Raw genomic sequence first — 19891 nt, 5'->3', positions numbered from 1 at the left:
TTAGGCAAATATGCTGCCAGTCTAAAATATCCCTTGGAATGACGATGACATAAGAATAAATGTCGCTTACAACTGTTTAATGTTTAATAAGCTTTTAAAACCCTTTTAAAATACCCTTTATTATGTCTTTTGGGGTTGGAGGACACCCCTTTATTAAGATGTGTGGTTCTATCTCTATATCCTTCAATCCACCTATGACCCCATAAGCTCCTCTAAATATACCTCCATCCATAGCGCAATCTCCTATGGCTATTATTATTTTTGGATTGGGAACGTTGTTTATGGCGTCCAATAGTGGTTTGTGCATGTTTCTTGTGATGGGTCCTGTTATGCTTAAAACATCGGCGTGTTTTGGAGAAGCTACAAACTTTATCCCAAACCTTTCTATATCGTAAAATATGTTTGATAAAGCTGTAAGCTCATACTCACAAGCATTGCAAGAAACACAGTCTACATGTCTTATACTTAGGCTACCTTTTAGCATCTTTGGTAGTTTTTTGTATATGACTATGCTGCTTTCATCAGAAGAGTTTATATCCTCCGTTTTTATGCCATCTTTTAAGAAAGTCTTTATTACATTAAGCATACATCACCTCACAAATCGTTTCCAGCGTAAGATAGGTTTAGGCTTTTGTTTATAAGAGGAAAATCAGCTATTATATCGCCTAAGACTGCTTCTTGTATGATAGGCCAATTATGAAAAGAAGGATCTCTTATTTTCCATCTTGATATTAGGCCATTTTCTATCTCAAGCATATGAGTTATATTTCCTCTTTGCCCTTCTTCAAAGCCAAAGCCGTAAGGCTTTTGCGGATTTTTATAATCTATTTCTTTATAAATATCTCCCTCTGGCATGTTTGATGTAAGCGTTTTTATTATATCAAAGCTCTCTTCTATATCGTTAAATCTTACCTTTAGCCTTGCTGTAACATCGCCATTTTTAAGCTTAAACTCTTTTATCAAAGACTTGTAAAGCTTGTTTTCTAGCATTTTTCTAGTATCAAAGTATAGCCCGCTTGCTTTTGCTACATAACCAAGAGCAGCATATTTCTTAACCACTTCATAAGATATCTTTCCAGTAGTATCAGTTCTTTCTAATACTGTTGAAGAATCTAAGAATATTTCTTTGTATTTCAAATACTCTTTTTCTAAAAGCCTTATACCATCTTTAACAATATTTAAATCAATTTCTTTTAGTATACCCCCTACTTTTACTATGCTTCTGTTAAATCTATTTCCTGTTAGAGCTTCGTTTAATCTCATAAGCGTTTCTTTTATAGCAAAAACTTTCTGTGCACCTAAAGTATATCCAACATCTTGGAATATAAAAGCAAAGTCGTTTAGATTACACATCAGCCTCTCTAGTTCCAACAATATAGCTCTTATGTATATAGCCTTTGGTGGTATATCTATGCCGTATATTGTTTCCACCGCTTTTACGAAAGCAAGAGAATGAGCTATGCTGTGATCACCAGATATTCTTTCTGATAGTTTTAAACCAAAATCTAGCGGCTTTCCTTCTGCTAGTTTTTCTATACCTTTATGTTTGTAAAAATGTCTTATTTCGAGCTTTAGTATTGGCTCTCCTATCAGCGTAAATCTAAAGTGCCCCGGTTCTATAATACCGGCGTGTATTGGTCCCACCAGTATCTTAAACGAGCCTTCTGGTTCAAAGTTTTCATATCTATATTCTTCATAGCCCCTATATTCTATGCTTAGATTTGCGTCTTTTTTTAGCGGATGAAAATCCTTAGGGTAGTTTTCTGGAAAAAGCATAAGTGGTCTAAGGTTTGGATGTCCCTTGGGTATAAGCCCAAACATATCGTGAATTTCTCTTTCATACCAATCAAAAGCAGGCACATCTATGTGTGGAAACTCTTTTTCTGTGTTTATCTCTACTATATTTAGTTTTTGACTTTTAATATCGTAAAATAAATATCTTAAAACAAATACACCTTCTTCTTTTCTTTTATCGCTTGCGAACACCCCTAAAAATTGATAATCTTCTGAATAACAAAGAGATTCTATGTAGTTTTTCATTTTTTTGCTCCAATTGTGTAAGCGGCGTTGTCTAGCATAATTTTTATATCCTTTGGTGTAAAAAGCCCAAAACTTATTAGGATAACAAGAAGTATACCCATAGGCAAAAGCATAAATATGTGCTCTTTTTTCTCTGGGAAGGTGGGTTTTTGGGTAAGCATACCAAAGAAGCTTTCTGCAAACCCGAAAAATATCAGAGAGAACGCCAACAAAACTAATACCCCTTGCCAGACAAACCCTTCTTTAAAAGAAGATAATAGCGTAATAAACTCCGACACAAAAAGTAAAAACGGCGGTGCACCCGTTATAGCGAAAACACCAAGAACTATAAAAGATGCGGTTATTGGAAGTATGCCAAAGAGCCCTTTTATGTCTTTTATGCTTTTAGTATGAAGATTAACCAAAACAGAGCCGCTTCCCATAAACATGAGGGTTTTTGTAAAAGCATGTGCTATAAGACCCAAGAGGCTTGCAAACAAACCCTCAAAGGAGCCTATACCTACGCTAAAAGCCAATATACCCATATGCTCCATAGTAGAGTAGGCTAAAAGCCTTTTGTAGTCCTTTGACCTTGGTATGAAGACAGCCGCTAAAACTATGCTAAAAAGTCCCATATAAAGCAATGTATTATAAATGTAATCTCCTAATCCTGCGTGTATTTCTATGCTAAAGACCCTTATTATTACATAGAAAGAGCAACTTAAGAGCACAGAGGACATCAACGCACTTATTGGTGTGGGTGCTTCGGAGTGTGCGTCCGGCAACCAGAAATGAAGAGGTGCTAAACCCATTTTTGTACCAAAACCTACCAATACAAATATGAAACTTATTTTTAAAAGCTCTTTGTTTATCTTTGTGGCTACTTGTATTATATTTTCCCAGTTTAAGGAACCAAGCCCTGGGCCAGTGATGTTTATCACACCAAAATACATAAGTATTATACCAAAAAGGGCTAATGCTATACCTAAAGAGCAGAGCATTATATATTTCCAAGCGGCTTCCACCGCTGTTTTATTTTTATAAAAGCTTATTAGAAAAGTGGTGGATAGCGTAGTGGCTTCTATGGCTACCCACATGATTCCAAGGTTGCTCGTGGTAACCAGAAGAAACATACTAAACATAAATAAGTTTGTCCAAAGATAGAACTCTTTTAGCTTTTTCTCTTCTAACTGTTTTTCTCTTTCTAAATACCCTATGCTGTATAGGTAAGTAAGAAAACCTATAGTGCTTACAATGCCTATGAGGATTATGTTTACGCTGTCTAGCATAAAGTACTTACCGTAATAAGAGTTGTTAGTGTTTAGGCTTTTAAAGAGATATAAAAACGTCGTAAAGTTTATAAACTGTAAAAACGCCTGGAAGTATCTATTTTTGTTAAAAGCTAAAAACGGTATAACAACTATACCAATTAGTTCGGTTAAAAGTAGCGTAATCATTCTTTCAAGTCCGATAGTTTTGATGTGTCTATGCTATCAAATGTATCTTTTATATGGAATATCAAAATACCTGCCATGATGGCTCCTACAAATACGTCAAAAAACACACCTACCTCTACTATGAGAGGCAAACCCTTTACGGTAGATGTAGCTCCAAGTATAATACCGTTTTCCAACGTTAGGAAACCTATAATCTGTATCAGGGCTTTTTTTCTTGCAAGCATAAGAAAGATTCCCACAAATATTATGGATATCGCCATAGCTAAGATTTTTTGCATCACCAAAGACCCACTCACAGAATATATTGAACTTCCCACAACGTAAAAGGAAAATATTACAATAAAAACACATATGAGTATTGAGTAAGTGAAATTTATAAAAGGTTTGACGGATTCATCCTCTACTATCTTGTCTACTATTTTCTTCATGACGATAGGTATCAACACTCCCTTTATAAGAAGGGTAAGAACTGCCGAGAGTACGAGCTCATAATCAAAGTAATAAAATACGCTTAAGAACATAGTTATAGCCAACGCCAAGGATTGAAGTGTATATGTTTTTATGGCAAAATCAAGCCTGTGGCTGGCTGTTTGTAAAATAGCAAAAAATAGTGACATAGCAGCCATAAATTCTACAAATTCACTAAGCCTCATATGCAAAATCCTTTAAACATAATAGAGCACAAATCCCAACGTTGCCAGTGCAAAAGAGACCATCAAAAGGTCTGGTATTCTGAAAAATCTGAATTTTGCTATAGAAAGCTCTACTATAGCTATAGGTACAGAAAATAGAACAACTTTTATTAGATAAAATAGTACGTTTAAGAATATGTTTGAAGAATAAAAAAATGGTAAAAATATATTGCTTGCTATACTTATAAACAAAAGTAGTTTTATGTAAGAGCTAAGCTCAAAAATAGCCAAGTATTTTCCGCTCGCCTCCAAAATCATTGCCTCGTGCACCATTGTAAGCTCTAAATGTGTCTCTGGATTGTCAAAGGGTATTCTGGCGTTTTCTGCCATAGATACAAAAAACAGCGCCAATAGGCTAAAAGCGTAAGGTATAGGTACATTGAAAGAGCTTGAGTGGGACTTTATGAAAATTTCGCTTATGTTTGAGGTGTTGTATTCTAGCGAAAATGTAAACATAACCATCATTAAGGTGGGTTCTGCCAAAGACGCTATCGTCATTTCCCTTGCTGAACCAAGCCCACCAAAAGCTGAGCCTTGGTCTAAACCGTACAAAGCTAAGAAAAATGTAGATAAGCCCAGTATGTATATAAAGGCAATCACATCTCCAGTAAATGCTAGAAGCGTATCTGGGCTAAATATAGGTATAAAGCATGCGTTTATAATCAAGGCTAACAACACTATGATTGGTGCTATTTTTGATATAAAAGAAGCATCCTTTGAAATGACGGACTCTTTTTTAAATAGTTTAACGATGTCTTTGTAAGGCTGTAGTATAGACGGACCTTTTTGTCCTCTTAGATTTAATTTTAATTTGTGTATAAAACCCTTTACCCCCGGTGCTATGCTTATAAATATTATAAGCTGTAAAATACCTATTATCTTATCCATAGGCTTTGCTAAACCACATTAAAATTATCAACGTCAACGCCATATACAAGACATACTTTTGTATAACACCAGATTGGATTTTATATTTTAACGATTCTAATTTGTTTAGCGTGTTGTTAAGTATGTACCAGTAGATTGCATCAAATATATCGGACCCACCTTTATAAAGCTTGGCGGTTATCTTTTTTATGGGCTGAGAAAATCCTTCTGGGCTATACTGAGCATTGTTTGGCACGGTTTCTTGTCCGCACGCCCAGGTCTTATAATATATTGAGCGTTTGGATATGCATAGGTTTACATATATGCTTAACAAAAGCGCAAAGACGATGATTATACCTATGGGAAGTGGAGCTATCCACCCAAAATTGTAAGGAGTTTTTATTTCAAAGAGATTTTTTACATATATAGGTGTGGGTAGAATACCGTTTATAAAATAAAGTACAAAAAATGGCAATATGCCTGTAAATATGCAAGAAAATGCCAAACTTCCCATGGATACAAGGCTTAGTTTGCCTATATCAGATTTTACTTTTATATCGCTTCTTGGCCTTCCTAAAAACGTTATTCCAAAGTATTTTACAGCGCTTAACATTGCTATGCCACCTGTCATAGCTAAAAATGATGCCACCAAAGATGATAGTGTCCCTATATAAGCCATCTTTATTTTCAAAGATAGGAGTAGGCTTTGGTATATGAGCCACTCGCTTATAAATCCGTTAAAAGGTGGAAGCGCTACGAGACTAAGCACGCCTATTAGCGTTATGACGCCAAGTTTAGGAGCATGCTTTATAACGCCACCCAGCTTTGATATATCCTGAGTATGTGTGTTTAGTATTATAGAGCCAGCGCTCATAAACAAAAGAGATTTAAACAGCGAATGGTTTAATATATGAAACAATGTACCTGCCAGAGCTAAAGAGTAAAGCTCTTTAGTATTTAAGCTTTTAAAAACCATAGAAAGCCCTAATCCAATAGTTATAATGCCTATATTTTCCATAGAAGAGTAAGCAAGCATCTTCTTTAGAGTGTTTTGCACTGAGGCATTTAGTATACCAAAAAGCATGGTGATAGTTCCTATCGTTATTATTAAAAGCCCAAAACTTACTGGATATTGTTTTATGAAATAAAAATAGTATCTTATAAACATGTATATTGGAATTTTTATCATGAGTCCTGACATGAGGGCGGATACAAAAGACGGTGCTACTGGATGGGCTTTTGGTAGCCAGTTGTGAATACCTATAAAACCAGCCTTCATACCAAAACCAACCACAGAAAACAAAAATACCCAAACTATCCAGAAAGGATTGAAGGATACATGCTGCCAATCCATAAAATTTAAGCTTTTGGTGTTTATATAAAAACCTATGAAACTAAGCAGTATAAACGCCGTACCTAAATGTGTCATTGCAATGTAGGTAAGCGATGCTTTGTAGGTCTCTTCCTTTTTAAAATCCCATAAAACAAGAAAAAATGATAGTATACTCATAACTTCCCAGAAAAGTATGAACGTAAAAACGTTAGCACTTAATAAAATTAATATCATAGATAGTATGAAAGCGTTTGTTAGCATAGTTATTAAAATTTTTTTATCGTAATCTTCTTCTTTTATGTAATCTATTGCGTATATGCTGTTTATTGCACCGTTAAAAGCTATGATACCTATAAAAAATAAAGAAAGTCTGTCTACGTGGAATGAATATGTTATATATCTTATAAATGTATCAAGTGTTATTGTATAGTTAATCCCTTTTATAAAAAGTGCTATACACCATAAAAATATAGCACCGTATAATACCCCAAAGCCAACCTCTAAAAACTTCCATAAATCTTTACTAACATTTCTTAAAAAAATCACGGCTTTTTTATTATAGCATAGTTTTGATATTAAAAGCGAAAAAAACAACTGGGAAGTTATAAGCCAAAGCTTATATTTTGTTTCTTTCGTCAAATTTAAAAATGAGCCTCAGCAGAAAAAGAATGCCGAGGCCCATTATAGCTATGAGCTTTTTCATTTAGTTTCCACACTCTTCACAATAGCCCTCTTGTTTCATAACCTCATCCAAGGGAAGTATTTCAGGTTGGTTAGATTTTTCTTTTTTGCCATTGTTCTTTGATGCACTTGTGTTAGATGGTTTGATGGTTGACTTTTCCTTTGGCTGTTCTACGTCTTCGATAGTTTGTGCTTGTGAGCTGCGAGAGGCTTGTTGCTCTTTTAAATCTTCATGTACATACTTTCCTTCGGTTTTTATCTTTGCTGGCATAAAAGCGTAGTATGTGGCTTTAAGACCGTATTTCCAGGCTTTTATGTAGATTTCCATTATCTTTTGTGGGTCTCTGGTGTTGAAGTACAGGTTTCTTGATATAGAAGAATCAATCCACTTCTGTAGGACGGCCGCTTGTTTTATGTAGACTTCTGTGTCTATTTCATAGGCGGTTTTGTAGATATTCTTTATATCTTGGGGTATTTCTTTTATATCTTGTATAGAGCCTTGCTGAAGGAGTACATCTTCTCTTAGTTTATCCCAAAGGCCAAGCATTTTTAAATCGTTTATGAAGTTTTCGTTTACCTCTAAAAATCTTCCTGCTATGTTGGTCCTTGAATATACCAAAGCGTAATAAGGTTCAAAGCTTTGAGACGTACCTGCTATTATAGATATTGTGGCAGTAGGTGCAAGTGTTGTCTGGCAAGCATTTCTTATGCCTTTTTTCACCTTTTCTCTTAACTCTTCCCAATCAAACGTTGGTAACGTCATGCCTTTTATATCGTCAAAATCTTCAAGCCCAACATACTTATCAACAAGTTTTTTGTAGTCTATATCTTCATCGACAAAATTATCGTTGTTCAAAAACCTTTCTCTAAAAAGATGCTCCAAGGTATCTATCGGTAGAATACCCTTTGACCAGTCGGAACCTTCAAAGTTTGGATAAATGCCTCTTTCCCTAGCAAGCTCCACAGAGGTTTCTATAGCTACGTAAGACATCGTTTCTCCTATCTTATCTAAAAACTTTAAAGCTTCTTTTGAGTCTACTGGTAATTTTAGTTTTTCTATCATATCTTGATATCCCATAAACCCTAAGCCTATCTTTCTGCTTTGCTTTGTGCCTTTTTCCACAGCTTCTAAAGCGTAGTAGTTTGCATCTATAACGTTGTCTAAAAATCTTACAGCTTTTCTTATGACAGCTTTAAACTTCTCCCAGTCAAAATTGTTGTTGTCATCCAAAAACTTTGGCAATACCAAAGAGCCTAAGTTGCAGGATTCTATTGAGTCGTAGGTGGACACCAAAAGCTGTTCTGTGCATAGGTTTGTGGTAAGTATTGTTCCTGTGTGCTTGTTGGGATGTCTTATGTTTATAGGATCTTTGAAGGTGTACCAAGGTTCACCGGTTTGGGTGGTGTTTTCTATGGCTTCTTTGAAAAGCTCTACAGCCTTTATCTTTTTATACCTTATCTTGCCAGATAGTGCTTTTCTTATGCATTTTGAATATTCTCTGGAAAATTTCTTGCCATATGTGCTTACAAGCTTTGGACAATCTGCTGGGTCAAAAAGGTACCAGTCTCCGTTTTCTTCAAGCCTTCTCATGAACTCATCGTTTAAGAAAAGAGCTATCTTTAGGTTTTTAAACCTTTGTGAATCGTCACCCCACTTTCTTTTGGTCCTTATAAAATCAAATACATCAAGATGCCAAGGTTCTAAGGATGCCAAAGCAGAACCTCTTCTTCTTCCGCCTTGGGATACAGCCGTTATGGTCTCATCTATTATCTTCAAAAACGGTATTATGCCAGAGGATTTTCCTTGGATGGAGCGAATAATAGAGTCTTTTGCTCTTAGCTTTGTGGCTGGTAGTCCTACACCGCCGGCGTGTTTGTTTAACATGCCCACTTGTTTTACGGTTTCAAAGATTTTAGAAAGATCATCTTCAAAATCCACCACAAAGCAAGAGGAAAGCTGTGGAAATCTTGTCCCGGCGTTAAATAGCGTTGGAGTGGATGGGATAAACTCCATATTTGACATCATATGATAAAACTCTATTGCCCAGTGGTTTCTGTCCTCTGGAGTTTTTTCTAATAGAGCCACACCCATTGCTACCCTCATCCAAAACCACTGAGGAGCTTCTAAAATATTACCTGTGTCTAAATCTTTTATAAGGTATCTATCCATTAGATTGTAAAGGCCGTTAAACTTTAAAAGCTGGTCTCTTTTTGGCACAAGCTCATGGGCAAGCACTTCCAAATCGTAATAAGAGGCAAGCCTTTCGTCTAAAAGACCAAGCTCCACTGCGTTGTCTATATAATCTATAAACAGTTCTCTATAGGCTTTTTTAGGTGAATACATACCGCCAAAGGCTTGTTTGTATATCCTTTGTAAAAGTACATTTCTTGCCATGGCATCGTATATCGGGTCATCTATGGCTCTTGATAAAAGAGAATGTAGTATAGTTTGGAATATCACAGAAGTCTCTATACCGTCAAAGAGGTTTATCTCTATATCTTCCATTATTTCATCTATGTTTATCTCATCCAGATGAATCGCGGCAGACTTGTTAACCGTGGTAGACTTGTAGGGCGTGGTAGACTTATTAACCGTGGTAGACTTGTGAACCGTGGCAGACTTGTCTTCAGATGTCCATTCTTTAAGCAAAGATAGTGCGTTTTCTAACACTGTCCTTATCTTGTCGAGGTCAAGCTTCTCTCTTACGCCCGAACGTTTAATAACTTCCATAGTTTAACCTCCTAAACTTTTACTTTAATATAAAAGATTTTTCATGTTTTAAAAGCTTTAAAATATCACTATATTTTAGGTATTCTTTTTACGATATTCCAAAGTCTTCTCATATCTAAAGGTTTTGGGTTTTGGTTTAGACTGTCGTAGGATTTTAGGGCTTTTAATAAAAACTTAAAACCTATAGATTTCTCTTTAAACCTAAAAGCGGTTTCTGATATGCTTAAATACATGTTTATATCGGCTATATCTTTGTGGATTTCGTAAACTTTCATGGTGTAGTAAAAATACTCTTTTGACCGACTCGTCCTTTTGCCGTGCTCTCTTATGCCCACCGTGTTTTTGTCTATAAGCTCTATGCTAAGCCCTTCTTTGTAATATCTTAAAAAAAGTTCCCAATCTTCTCTTTGATGAAGATTTTCATCAAAACCTAAAAACGTAGCTTTTTTAACCATAACACCAGAGGGATACCCCACCATTGCCCCTAGTATCATAGATTTTAAATCCTTATAAGGCTTTTTTGACACTCTTGTTATCTTATCTTCCTCATTTATGAAGGTCCTCGGTATTGAATAAACTAAATCTTTGTCTTTTTTCGATAGCTCTTCAAGATGATGTGGAAAAAATATGTCATCGGCATCTAAAAATGCTATAAACTCGCAAGCGCTTTCTTTGACTCCTAAGTTTCTTGAATAGCTTCTTCCTCTGTTTTTTCCGTTTGTTAAAAGCCTAAAATCAAAAGGTAGTTTTATGTCTTTTAAAATCTCTCTTGTGTTGTCAGAAGAACCATCATCTATTACTATTAGTTCTTTTGGAAGATACGTTTGATTTTTTACCGATTCTATAGCTTTTGGTAAAAATTTAGATGCGTTGTAAGAGGGTATGACTACGCTAATGCACATTGTAGTGGATTGTTAAACGCTAACAATCTATTATAAAACCTCTATGCTAAAATGCTTGTTGGTGTAAACACATATGTCTGATGCTATATCAAGGGATATTTTTACTATTTCTTCGGCGCTTTTATCAGTATGATAGTATAGGGCTTTGGCTGCACTTCTTGCAAAATCACCACCAGACCCGGTAGCTAAGATGGGCTCATCTGGTTCTATGACATCTCCGTTGCCAGATAGCAAAAACATGCTTTCTTTATCACAAGCTATCAAAACCGCCTCTAACCTTCTTAGATATCTGTCCGTACGCCATTCTTTGGCCAGATCTACAGACGCTCTTGCTAAATTTCCTCTGTGTTCATCGAGCTTTGACTCAAGCCTTTCCATAAGCGCTAATCCATCGGCGGCTCCACCTGCAAAACCTACTAGTACCGTCCCTTTGTGAAGCCTTCTAATCTTTTTTGCTCCGTGTTTTAAGATTTGAGAGCCAAGGGTTACTTGTCCATCGCTTCCGATGGCAGTTTGACCGTTTTTTCTTATCGCTATAACGGTAGTGGCGTGTAATAAATTGTTTTTTACATCCATCTTTCTTTAATCTTTTGATATATATGTTCTTCGTCGAAACCAAAATGTTTCATAACATCTGGACCTTTACCAGATTTTCCGAAAGTTTCCATAGATATTATAAGGGCATCTTTGTTGACATACTTATACCAGATGTCTCCTTTGGCGGCCTCTATTACTATGTGTTTTGCGGTTTTTGGTATCACCTCGTTTTTGTAAGCCTCATCTTGCATTTCGAAAAGCTCTAAACAAGGAGCGCTTACCACAGAAGCTTCTACACCATTTTCAGCCAGTTTGTTTTGGAGGGCTAAAGCAAGGTGAACCTCTGAACCAGTGGCTACGATGGTAAAACTTGGATTTATTGAGCCAGAAAGTATATATGCTCCATACTTTGCCATACTTTCTTTAGCATATTTTGTCCTATCTAAAGTTTTTAGCTTTTGACGAGATAGTATAAGAGCTACTGGACCGTCTTTTCTTCTTAGTGCTAACTCCCAACAATAAGCGGTTTCATTGGCATCACAAGGCCTCATTACCCATAAATTTGGTATAAGCCTCAAAGAGGGTATGTGTTCTACCGGTTGATGTGTGGGTCCATCCTCTCCTAATCCTATAGAATCATGCGTAAATATATATATGACGTGCAGCTTTGAAAGGGCAGCCACTCTGATACTTGGTCTCATATAATCTGAAAATACTAAAAACGTAGCCGCATATGGTGTGGTGATGCCTCCATAGGCCATGCCGTTGGCTATTGCACCCATCGCATGTTCTCTTATACCAAAGTGTATATTTCTTCCGTAGTAATTGGTGGCTTCAAAATCTCCTTCGTTATGAATATAGGTGTTGTTTGATTCGTGTAAATCAGCAGAACCTCCAAAAAGTGTTGGCATATGTGGTGCAATTGCATTTAACACCTTGCCAGAGGCTTGCCTTGTGGCCATATCTTCTGTAAATCTAGGTATATGAGATATCACTTTTTCTAAGTCTATATTCTTTGTTAGGATATTTACAATATCTTTATGGGTTTCTTCATATTTTAAAAGTTTCTCTTGCCATTTTTGTTCCAGCGTCTTTCCTTCTTCTACTTTCCTTCTTGTATAATCCAACACTTCTTGGGGTATATGAAAAGGTTCATAAGGCCAGTTTAAGTCTTCTCTTAACTTTGCTACAGCATCTTTTCCAAGTGGAGCCCCGTGGGCTTCGGCGCTGTCTTGTTTTATGCTTTTATAACCTATATGGGTTCTCACAGATAAAAATACCGGTTTTGTTTGATTTGTTAGTAGTTCTTTTATAGTACTTTCTAAAAGCTCAAGATTATAACCATCTTCTATGTGCCTTACTGTAAAGCCTACGTTTTCAAAACGCTTTAAGACGTCTTCACTCCAGGCTAAGCTTGTATCTCCGTCTATGGTTATATGGTTGTTGTCCCATATGATAAATAGGTTGTCAAGGCAAAGATGACCCGCTAAAGCTGTAGCTTCGTAAGATATTCCTTCCATCAAATCCCCGTCTCCCACCATGCAAAACACTTTATAGTCTATTATAGGTTCATCAAGCTTGTTGCATATGGCACTAAGATGTTTTTGTTCTATAGCCATGCCTACGGCATTTGCTATACCTTGACCAAGAGGCCCGGTGGTGGCTTCTACTCCTTTTGTAAGAAAGCTTTCTGGATGTCCCGGTGTCTTGCTTCCAAGCTGTCTAAAGTTTTTTATATCTTCAAGTGTTAGGTCAAAACCGTAAAGGTACAAAAGTGAATACAACAGCATTGACCCATGTCCGTTTGATAACACAAACCTATCTCTATTTACCCATTTAGGATTTTCTGGATTGTATCTTAAAATTCTATCAAACAGTATATATCCTATATGTGCTGTACCAAGTGGCATGCCTGGGTGCCCTGAATTTGCCTTTTCCACAGCATCTACGCTCAAAAACCTGATGCTGTTTATTACAAGCTCATCTATACTCATACTTCTTATTATAAACCAAAAATCGCGAGAGTTTACTGCATATTGCGTGGCATACTTGTAAACCTTGGCATACTTGTGAGCTGTGGCAAAGTTATTTCACAACTAAAAGTTATAGGCGTTTTCTCCATGGAATACTGCATCAAGCCCTTCGGTTTCTTGTTCTGGAGTTACTCTGAGGCCTACTATTAGGTCTATAGCTTTAAAGATTATAAAACTCATGCCAAAAGCATAGACACTGGTTATAATGGCTGACACAGTTTGGATTAGGAATTGGTGTATGTTGCCCTGAAGAAGACCGCTCACTTGATTTATTTCTTTCTGAGCAAAAATACCGGTTAAGATGGTGCCAACAAATCCGGATAGACCATGAATGCCAAATACATCCAGCGTATCATCGTAACCAAACCTCGGTTTTAAGACTACAACACCCATGTAGGAGACAATACTTGCTATAAGACCTATGAATATAGAACCCATAACCCCTACATAACCTGCAGCTGGGGTAATAGCTACTAAACCAGCCAAAGCACCTGAGGCCATACCTAAGTTTGTGGCTTTTTGCGAATGAAAAACTTCTATAATCATCCACATCACAAGCCCAGAAGTTGCTGCGGTGTTTGTGTTTAAAAATGCTACCGATGCTACTCCGTTGGCTGCTAATTCTGACCCGGCGTTGAATCCAAACCACCCAAACCACAAAAGTCCAAGTCCAAGCATTACAAGTACCATGTTGTGAGGAATTAGTGCCATGTTTTTACGCTTTCTTATCGCAAGAGCTCCAGCCAAAGCTGAGAAACCAGAAGCTATTTCCACCGGATTGCCCCCTGCGAAATCCACCACCCCCATTTTAGCCAAAAAGCCGTTATCCCAAACCCAATGAGCTATTGGTATATACACAAGAGTCGCCCATGTGGGTATCACCAGCAACCAAGCCCGAAACTTAAGCCTTTCTATTAGAGCACCGCTTATCAACGCTACGGTTATGGCTGCAAATGCAAGTTGAAATGATACAAAAGCATATTCGGGGACATCGGTTCCAGCTCTTACCGTGTTGATGGTAATATTATTCATAAAAAGGTAATTAAGATTGCCTATGAGGCCGTTTACATCTTGTCCAAACGCCAGTGAGTAGCCGTATGTAACCCAAATTATACTTGTTATAGCAAAAGCCACAAAACTAAGAGCTATCGTATTTAGAGTGTCTTTTTTCTTAGAGAGACCAGCATAAAAAATTGCAAGCCCCGGTATTGTCATCATAATAACCAATAAAGCTGACACCAGCACCCATGCGGTATCCCCTGCGCTAATCTTCACGCTATGTGCAAAAGCCATACCAATCCTCACCAATATCAAAAATTGCAAGAGTTCAGCATGTTGTGAACACTTACACTAGAAATTATACCAATATCTTTATGATGTCATTCCGACACTGGAATTGTCTTTGTTGTGAGATACTTCCACATTAGTATGCTACAAATGGGATTTATAACAAATGCTTTAACCGCGGCAGACTGTAAATCGCGGCAGACTTGCGCTGCGGGTATACTTTGTTAACCGTGGTATACTTGTTAACCGTGGTATACTTGTCACCTGTTTTCTGGCGTTTTGCAGGATTTTACCAGGTATAGGAAATTTACTAAGCAAATATCATTATATATTTTTATAAAAATTTTATTTTTTCATTACATTTTCACTTCACTTTTTTATATTATTTTTATAATCTTTGAAAGGAGGTAGTTGCCATGAGACATGCAGTTGTCTTGCCAAGGTTGTTAGCTCTTGTAGGAGCTGTGATGTTTGTGGGCACTAGTGCTCAGGCTTCACAACAAGTCCATCACAATTCAGCTGGGATATCAGCAAAAGCTTCCCAGTCCTACCTGTTAGCTGAGGACAATCAGCAACAAAAAAATGACTCTGAGGATGATTCAAACGATTCTTCAGACTCTAACGACGAGTAAACAAGGTATTTTCTCATAATCACCTCCTCATTTATTCTTATTTCGCAGTTTGCCTGAGGGTAATACCCTCGGGTTCTTAAAAACATTGGAGAGGTATTGATATGGAATTTCATCAGAATGACAGTCAAAGAGTACTTCTTGATGTGAGAATTGACAGAAAGGAATTTGACAAAGAAAAAGTTATGAATGTATTTTCTTGTAAAGATTATATTTATATCTCTTTTGATGAGATTGTAGATAGACCAGATTTGGAAAATATTTTAGATAAGTCAAAGGAATATTTTGTAATTTGTAATAGTGGAAACAAGAGTAAATATGTGGTAGATATGCTAAAAAGTCTTGGTTTTAAGGCTTTTAATATAGAAGGAGGTCTCAAAACTTTAGAGTTAGCTCTTTTTTCTAAATAAACTACCTACAGTTAAAGCTTGGACTACTTTAGCAACATCCTCTTCTTTTGTTTTTGGGTTTTCTAAGAAAGCTTCTAAGTCTTTGTAATGTATTTCTCTTCTTGATATTCTATCAATAATCCATTTTAAATCTTTATCCTCTACAAATTCTTCCATTTGATTTGCCTCTTTAGAGGACTCTTCTTGGTCTTTTATTTGATAAGCTATAATGCTGTTTTTATCTTCAATGCGCTCTACACTTAGTAAAGAAACATCTGGTTTTGCACCTTTTTCCGATATCTCCTCGGCTATCCAACCAAAGTGCTTCATCTTATCTATGGCTCTTTGTTCTAGCTCATCGCTTAGATTCGTATTTCTATGTCTTGTCATAAAAGCCTGATACAGTGTTTCAAGTATCTTTTGATATTGTTTTTGCAAGTATTTGTTTAAAATGCTTATCATCTTTACCTTGTTCTGGTTTAAAGTGACGCTTCCTCCGAAGTTTTGTTTGTCTTGCTCTATTTTTTGCTTTAAATCTCCAAATATATGAAGGTGTGACCTCTCGTCGTCTATTATCCTCTCAAACATCCTTACAATATCTTTATCCTCTATGCCTTTTAGCTGTTTTGAATATTCGTCTATAGCCATATTTTCAGCTTGAATATCTAGCTCAAGTATATCTTGTATTGTGGGAGCTTCTAAGAACACCTCTGCCCTACTGTCTATGGCTGGTCTACCACCTAGTTCTACTACTTTGTGGGCAAACATCCTAAGATGTTTCATCTCCTCTCTTGCTATTTCTTCAAGCTGGTTCTCTAAGGCCTCGTCTTGCATTGTGTAAGCGTGAAATAGATATTGGATAATGGCAGAGTGCTCCAAGCTTATATTGTAATTTATAAATTCTATAATTTTATTCTTTTCCATAAGACTATCCTTTATTCTACAGTTACTACGGCAGAAGGGTTCTTTATTCTAAATGCTAAAATCTCAAAAACCCTGAAATAATAATCCATGTTTTCATAAGCTAAAAAAGAGGTTATCATGTCTTGGACAATAAATATATCCATATTTTCAACCCCGGTAGCCACTGCCACAGCTTTACCCTCATCTACAGCGTAGCTTGTAAAAACTCCTACATCAAATAGCTCTTTTATATGGTTTATCTCCAAAGTACCCGTGTTCCCATATATCCTAAAAGTTTTAGTGTAATCTTTTGGATTCATCACAAAAGCTAAATTTGTGGTAAAGCCGTTTTTTACCAGTGTTTCGACGCAGCCTAAGGCTGTTTTAAATATACCACCTTCTTCATCAAAACTATATTTTTTTACAACGCTTCTTCCTTCTACGTTTAACAACCCCGGATACCCTATCTCTTCATCTCCTTGGAATATAAATCTATCTTCTGATAAACTTACTTCTCTTGTAGCTGCAGCGACCATGCCAAAGTCAATGGGTATATTTAACTTTCTGCTGGTTTCGATATCTCTCCAATGTATTTTAAAATCTTTGTATATTTGTGGTATTGGCAAAAACTTTCTTGATTTTACTTTTACTATTCCACATTCTTTGTCACCAAACAACCCACAGGCTCCATCTTCAGCTGTGCTTGATATTGTATCGTAAGCTACCGCCTGTATTGATGGGTCTAGGGCTGGTGTTAACTCTATAAACCTTCTACCTATAAGGTTGTTTTTTGCAGTGTTTATCACCACATTGTCTATGCTTTCCCATTCTTTAGGTGTTAGTGGACTTTCTTCTCTATGTAAGAAATTCATGTTGCCCTCCTTTTAATTTAAAAATAACAAATAAGAGTTTTTTGTCAATTAAAATTTGTTTTACTTGTTTTTAGTAAATGTTATATTAAGAAATTATTCTATAACAATATCTTATAGAATAAGCCTTAAATTTAATTGTTTATGCTTATAATATCTTTATATTGAACTATAAAGGAGGTGTGTCATATGATAGATACGCTTATTTTAAAGGAGCAATTATCTTCTAGGGAGAAGACAGCTTTTTTTAGGAGCTTACTCAAAAAAGAGATGGATATCTTAAATCAATACTGCGAGAACAAGGATATGCCAAAACGATTCTTACTGGAGATATGTCATGCTCAAGACATAAAGAAGATCAACATAGCTAGGCTTTTAAGCGTTATAGAGTTTTACGACCCAGATTTCATCTCTAAGCTTATAAATACTGATCCAAGAGTAAGGAGATTTTTAGGTTATTATCTTGAATTTCTTAAGATAAATCCTTATGGTTATGAAGCTTTAGAGCCTCAAAATTTGTTTGGTAATTGGGATTTTATAAAGTATAAACTCAAGATTTTGTTTCCAGAGCTTACTTTAGATGAAATCGAAAAATTTAGGTTTAAAAGGAAAGAGTTTATAAAGTATGTAAAAGAAAAGTATAAGGCTTCTGAAGAAAGCATAGAGCTAAGGCTTAACAAAGCCACTTGGTACGAAGACTTACCTTATATGGAGCTAGAAGAAGACATGTCTATACTATGGCATCCTGAATATTCAAAAATGACCGAGGAAGATTGGACTTTTGTTAAAAACTATATAAAGGGAAGAAAGAATATTATAACAACAGATGAAAATGGCAAAGAAAAGTTTGTATATGTAGATATAGACTTAACGGACGAAGAGCTTGATAAGTATAGAAACGATAGAGAAGGCCTTAAGAAGCTCCTTATGGAAAGGTATAAAATAGATGAAGGTGGTGCTTTGCAGATTCTTATAAAGTCTGGCTGGCAAGAGGCCACCACTCATATGATGCCACCAATTCATACAGATGTTACCGTTGATTATGGAAAGCTCAAAGATGAGTCTAAAAAAGAACTCATCAGCGAAGAAGCACAATACGTTGATATATCAAATTTCATTAGATATTTAGGTGGTCTTGAATTAGAACAACTAAACTATTATGAGCTTATATACGATAAGGTAGAAAAAGAAGTTAAGGATAAGTTAAACCTGATAATAAGAACCCAAAGGCGCATATTGGGTAAGCTCTTCGGTATATTCTACACAGTGGATCCTCTAATGGCAGAAGCTATCGTGGTTATAAATCCTGATAGACTTGAGCAAATAAAAGATTTATCCGTTAAAACAACCGTAAAGGATAAAACCTTCAAACTTTTTGAACACCCGGTGGCGTGGAAGATAGTAAAAGACAGGATAGCTTCCAGATTTCATGGGGTTTCTTTATACGATATAGAAGCTTTTAAAGGTAGGAGAGATGATTTTGTAAACTTCCTCGTTTCTAAAACTGGCCATGACAAAGATGTAGTGGATAAAGTTCTTGAAGAATGTGGCTGGACTAAAAACGAAGAGGTGCCAGCCTTCTTAAGACAGATAGGTCCATAATTAGAAGATGATTATATGGAATGTTTTGAAGCTATATTAGGAAGAAGGGCCGTAAACTTTTTCGACGCTACCAAAGATATAGATTTGGAAGTCCTGAAAGATATAATAAACAAAGCCACGACGGCTCCTTCTTCCTACAATATACAACCGTGGGAGTTGGTACTTGTTCATACCAAGCAAAATAAAAAGATTTTAAGAGAGATATGCAACAACCAGCCTAAGGTAGAAGAGGCATCCGCTGATATAATTGTAATAGCAAATCCTAAAGCTGCCAACGAGCATGCTAACGATATTGTTAAAAGCTGGATAGAGCTAGGTTATATAACTAAGACAAATAAAGAGGCAGTGAAAAAAGCTATAGTAGATAGCTACGGGGTATATGATGATAACGAAATACCAGAAAAAGCCAAGTTAAAAGCGGTAAGAGATAGTTCTTTGTTTGCTATGAACTTCATGATTACGGCTAGATGTTTTGGATTAGATACTCATCCTATGGAAGGTTTTGATGATAAAAAATTAAGGGAATTTATAAAACTTCCAGATTTTAAGATAATAACTATGGTGATAGCTATAGGTTATAAAAATCAAAGCAAAAAACTTTTACCGAGAGCTTTTAGATATTCCTTTGAAGATTTTGCTAAAGTTTTATAGCTTTTGATAGTATATTTATACCTCCATAAAATCTCCAAAAAACAAATAACTCATATTTTTGCCTGATGTTTTTGATACATAAAGCGCTGTATCCGCTTTTTTGAACAACGTCTCTTTAGTATCGTTTTTGTTAAACTCTGTTATACCAAGGCTGATTGTCGCTTTTATAGTTTTGTCTTTGTATTTGAAATCTGTAGTCTCTACTATCTTTCTTAGCTTTTCTGAAACGACATACGCTCCAAATATATCTAACTGTTTTAGTATAATGGCAAACTCTTCCCCGCCTATCCTACAGAAAATATCGTCTTG

At 36.1% G+C, this 19891-nt stretch carries 18 protein-coding genes; 4 read left to right on the top strand and 14 right to left on the bottom strand.

All coding sequences use genetic code 11. The features are described from left to right. Nucleotides 1–94 precede the first annotated feature (94 nt). The 11 genes from ACYQZV_RS08390 to ACYQZV_RS08340 all read right to left on the bottom strand — a co-directional run bounded on the left by ACYQZV_RS08390 (nucleotide 95) and on the right by ACYQZV_RS08340 (nucleotide 14545). Entirely contained in the window at nucleotides 95–586 is a 492-nt protein-coding gene (locus tag ACYQZV_RS08390) for an NADH-quinone oxidoreductase subunit B family protein (RefSeq protein ID WP_459895026.1), read from the bottom strand. Between the two features lie 8 nt (nucleotides 587–594). Further along, on the bottom strand, nucleotides 595–2040 hold the full coding sequence (locus ACYQZV_RS08385) for a hydrogenase large subunit (protein WP_459895023.1): 1446 nt from the start codon (nucleotides 2038–2040) through the stop codon (nucleotides 595–597). Continuing rightward, nucleotides 2037–3476 carry a proton-conducting transporter transmembrane domain-containing protein gene (locus ACYQZV_RS08380; RefSeq protein WP_459895020.1) on the bottom strand — a complete coding sequence of 480 codons (1440 nt, stop codon included), beginning with the start codon at nucleotides 3474–3476 and terminating at the stop codon, nucleotides 2037–2039. The genes ACYQZV_RS08385 and ACYQZV_RS08380 overlap by 4 nt, the downstream gene beginning before the upstream one ends. Continuing rightward, entirely contained in the window at nucleotides 3473–4129 is a 657-nt protein-coding gene (locus ACYQZV_RS08375) for a hydrogenase (protein WP_459895018.1), read from the bottom strand. Before ACYQZV_RS08375 ends, ACYQZV_RS08380 begins: the two co-directional genes overlap by 4 nt. 12 nt (nucleotides 4130–4141) lie before the next feature. After that, complete coding sequence (locus ACYQZV_RS08370) at nucleotides 4142–5056, bottom strand: respiratory chain complex I subunit 1 family protein (RefSeq protein WP_459895016.1); 915 nt, start codon at nucleotides 5054–5056, stop codon at nucleotides 4142–4144. After that, nucleotides 5049–6914 carry a proton-conducting transporter transmembrane domain-containing protein gene (locus ACYQZV_RS08365; protein WP_459895013.1) on the bottom strand — a complete coding sequence of 622 codons (1866 nt, stop codon included), beginning with the start codon at nucleotides 6912–6914 and terminating at the stop codon, nucleotides 5049–5051. The genes ACYQZV_RS08370 and ACYQZV_RS08365 overlap by 8 nt, the downstream gene beginning before the upstream one ends. A 157-nt stretch (nucleotides 6915–7071) precedes the next feature. Continuing rightward, nucleotides 7072–9780 carry a ribonucleoside-diphosphate reductase subunit alpha gene (locus tag ACYQZV_RS08360; protein ID WP_459895010.1) on the bottom strand — a complete coding sequence of 903 codons (2709 nt, stop codon included), beginning with the start codon at nucleotides 9778–9780 and terminating at the stop codon, nucleotides 7072–7074. 68 nt (nucleotides 9781–9848) lie between these two features. Then, nucleotides 9849–10682: a glycosyltransferase family 2 protein gene (locus ACYQZV_RS08355; protein WP_459895007.1), complete on the bottom strand. Its 834-nt coding sequence runs from the start codon at nucleotides 10680–10682 to the stop codon at nucleotides 9849–9851. A 30-nt stretch (nucleotides 10683–10712) separates the two neighbouring features. Further along, nucleotides 10713–11258, bottom strand: coding sequence for an ATP-dependent protease subunit HslV (gene hslV, locus ACYQZV_RS08350; RefSeq protein ID WP_459895004.1), 546 nt, complete (start codon nucleotides 11256–11258; stop codon nucleotides 10713–10715). After that, nucleotides 11249–13213: a transketolase gene (gene tkt, locus ACYQZV_RS08345; RefSeq protein ID WP_459895003.1), complete on the bottom strand. Its 1965-nt coding sequence runs from the start codon at nucleotides 13211–13213 to the stop codon at nucleotides 11249–11251. Before tkt ends, hslV begins: the two co-directional genes overlap by 10 nt. A 102-nt stretch (nucleotides 13214–13315) precedes the next feature. Beyond that, a complete protein-coding gene (locus ACYQZV_RS08340; RefSeq protein ID WP_459895000.1) occupies nucleotides 13316–14545 on the bottom strand; it encodes an ammonium transporter in 1230 nt (409 codons plus the stop codon). Between the two features lie 410 nt (nucleotides 14546–14955). Between ACYQZV_RS08340 and ACYQZV_RS08335 the strand changes: the two genes are divergently transcribed. Both ACYQZV_RS08335 and ACYQZV_RS08330 read left to right on the top strand, forming a co-directional pair. Continuing rightward, nucleotides 14956–15171, top strand: coding sequence for a hypothetical protein (locus ACYQZV_RS08335; protein ID WP_459894997.1), 216 nt, complete (start codon nucleotides 14956–14958; stop codon nucleotides 15169–15171). Nucleotides 15172–15272: 101 nt separating this feature from the next. Then, the gene (locus tag ACYQZV_RS08330; RefSeq protein WP_459894994.1) at nucleotides 15273–15578 is read left to right on the top strand and encodes a rhodanese-like domain-containing protein; all 306 of its coding nucleotides are present in this window, start codon (nucleotides 15273–15275) and stop codon (nucleotides 15576–15578) included. Here the strand turns inward: ACYQZV_RS08330 and ACYQZV_RS08325 are convergent. Together ACYQZV_RS08325 and ACYQZV_RS08320 are read right to left on the bottom strand one after the other, a co-directional pair. Beyond that, on the bottom strand, nucleotides 15558–16481 hold the full coding sequence (locus ACYQZV_RS08325; protein WP_459894992.1) for a ferritin-like domain-containing protein: 924 nt from the start codon (nucleotides 16479–16481) through the stop codon (nucleotides 15558–15560). The genes ACYQZV_RS08330 and ACYQZV_RS08325 overlap by 21 nt on opposite strands. 11 nt (nucleotides 16482–16492) lie before the next feature. After that, nucleotides 16493–17332, bottom strand: coding sequence for a family 1 encapsulin nanocompartment shell protein (locus ACYQZV_RS08320; RefSeq protein WP_459894990.1), 840 nt, complete (start codon nucleotides 17330–17332; stop codon nucleotides 16493–16495). Between the two features lie 186 nt (nucleotides 17333–17518). Between ACYQZV_RS08320 and ACYQZV_RS08315 the strand changes: the two genes are divergently transcribed. Together ACYQZV_RS08315 and ACYQZV_RS08310 are read left to right on the top strand one after the other, a co-directional pair. Then, nucleotides 17519–18931 carry a hypothetical protein gene (locus ACYQZV_RS08315; protein WP_459894988.1) on the top strand — a complete coding sequence of 471 codons (1413 nt, stop codon included), beginning with the start codon at nucleotides 17519–17521 and terminating at the stop codon, nucleotides 18929–18931. A 15-nt stretch (nucleotides 18932–18946) separates the two neighbouring features. Then, nucleotides 18947–19582: a nitroreductase family protein gene (locus ACYQZV_RS08310; RefSeq protein WP_459894986.1), complete on the top strand. Its 636-nt coding sequence runs from the start codon at nucleotides 18947–18949 to the stop codon at nucleotides 19580–19582. A 15-nt stretch (nucleotides 19583–19597) separates the two neighbouring features. Here the strand turns inward: ACYQZV_RS08310 and ACYQZV_RS08305 are convergent. Then, a partial coding sequence (locus ACYQZV_RS08305; protein ID WP_459894984.1) for a GGDEF domain-containing protein occupies nucleotides 19598–19891 on the bottom strand: 294 nt, incomplete at its 5' end.

Source organism: Hydrogenobaculum acidophilum (assembly GCF_054656715.1).
The sequence above is the reverse complement of the archived record's forward strand: the minus strand, read 5'-3'. Positions and strand labels throughout refer to the sequence as shown.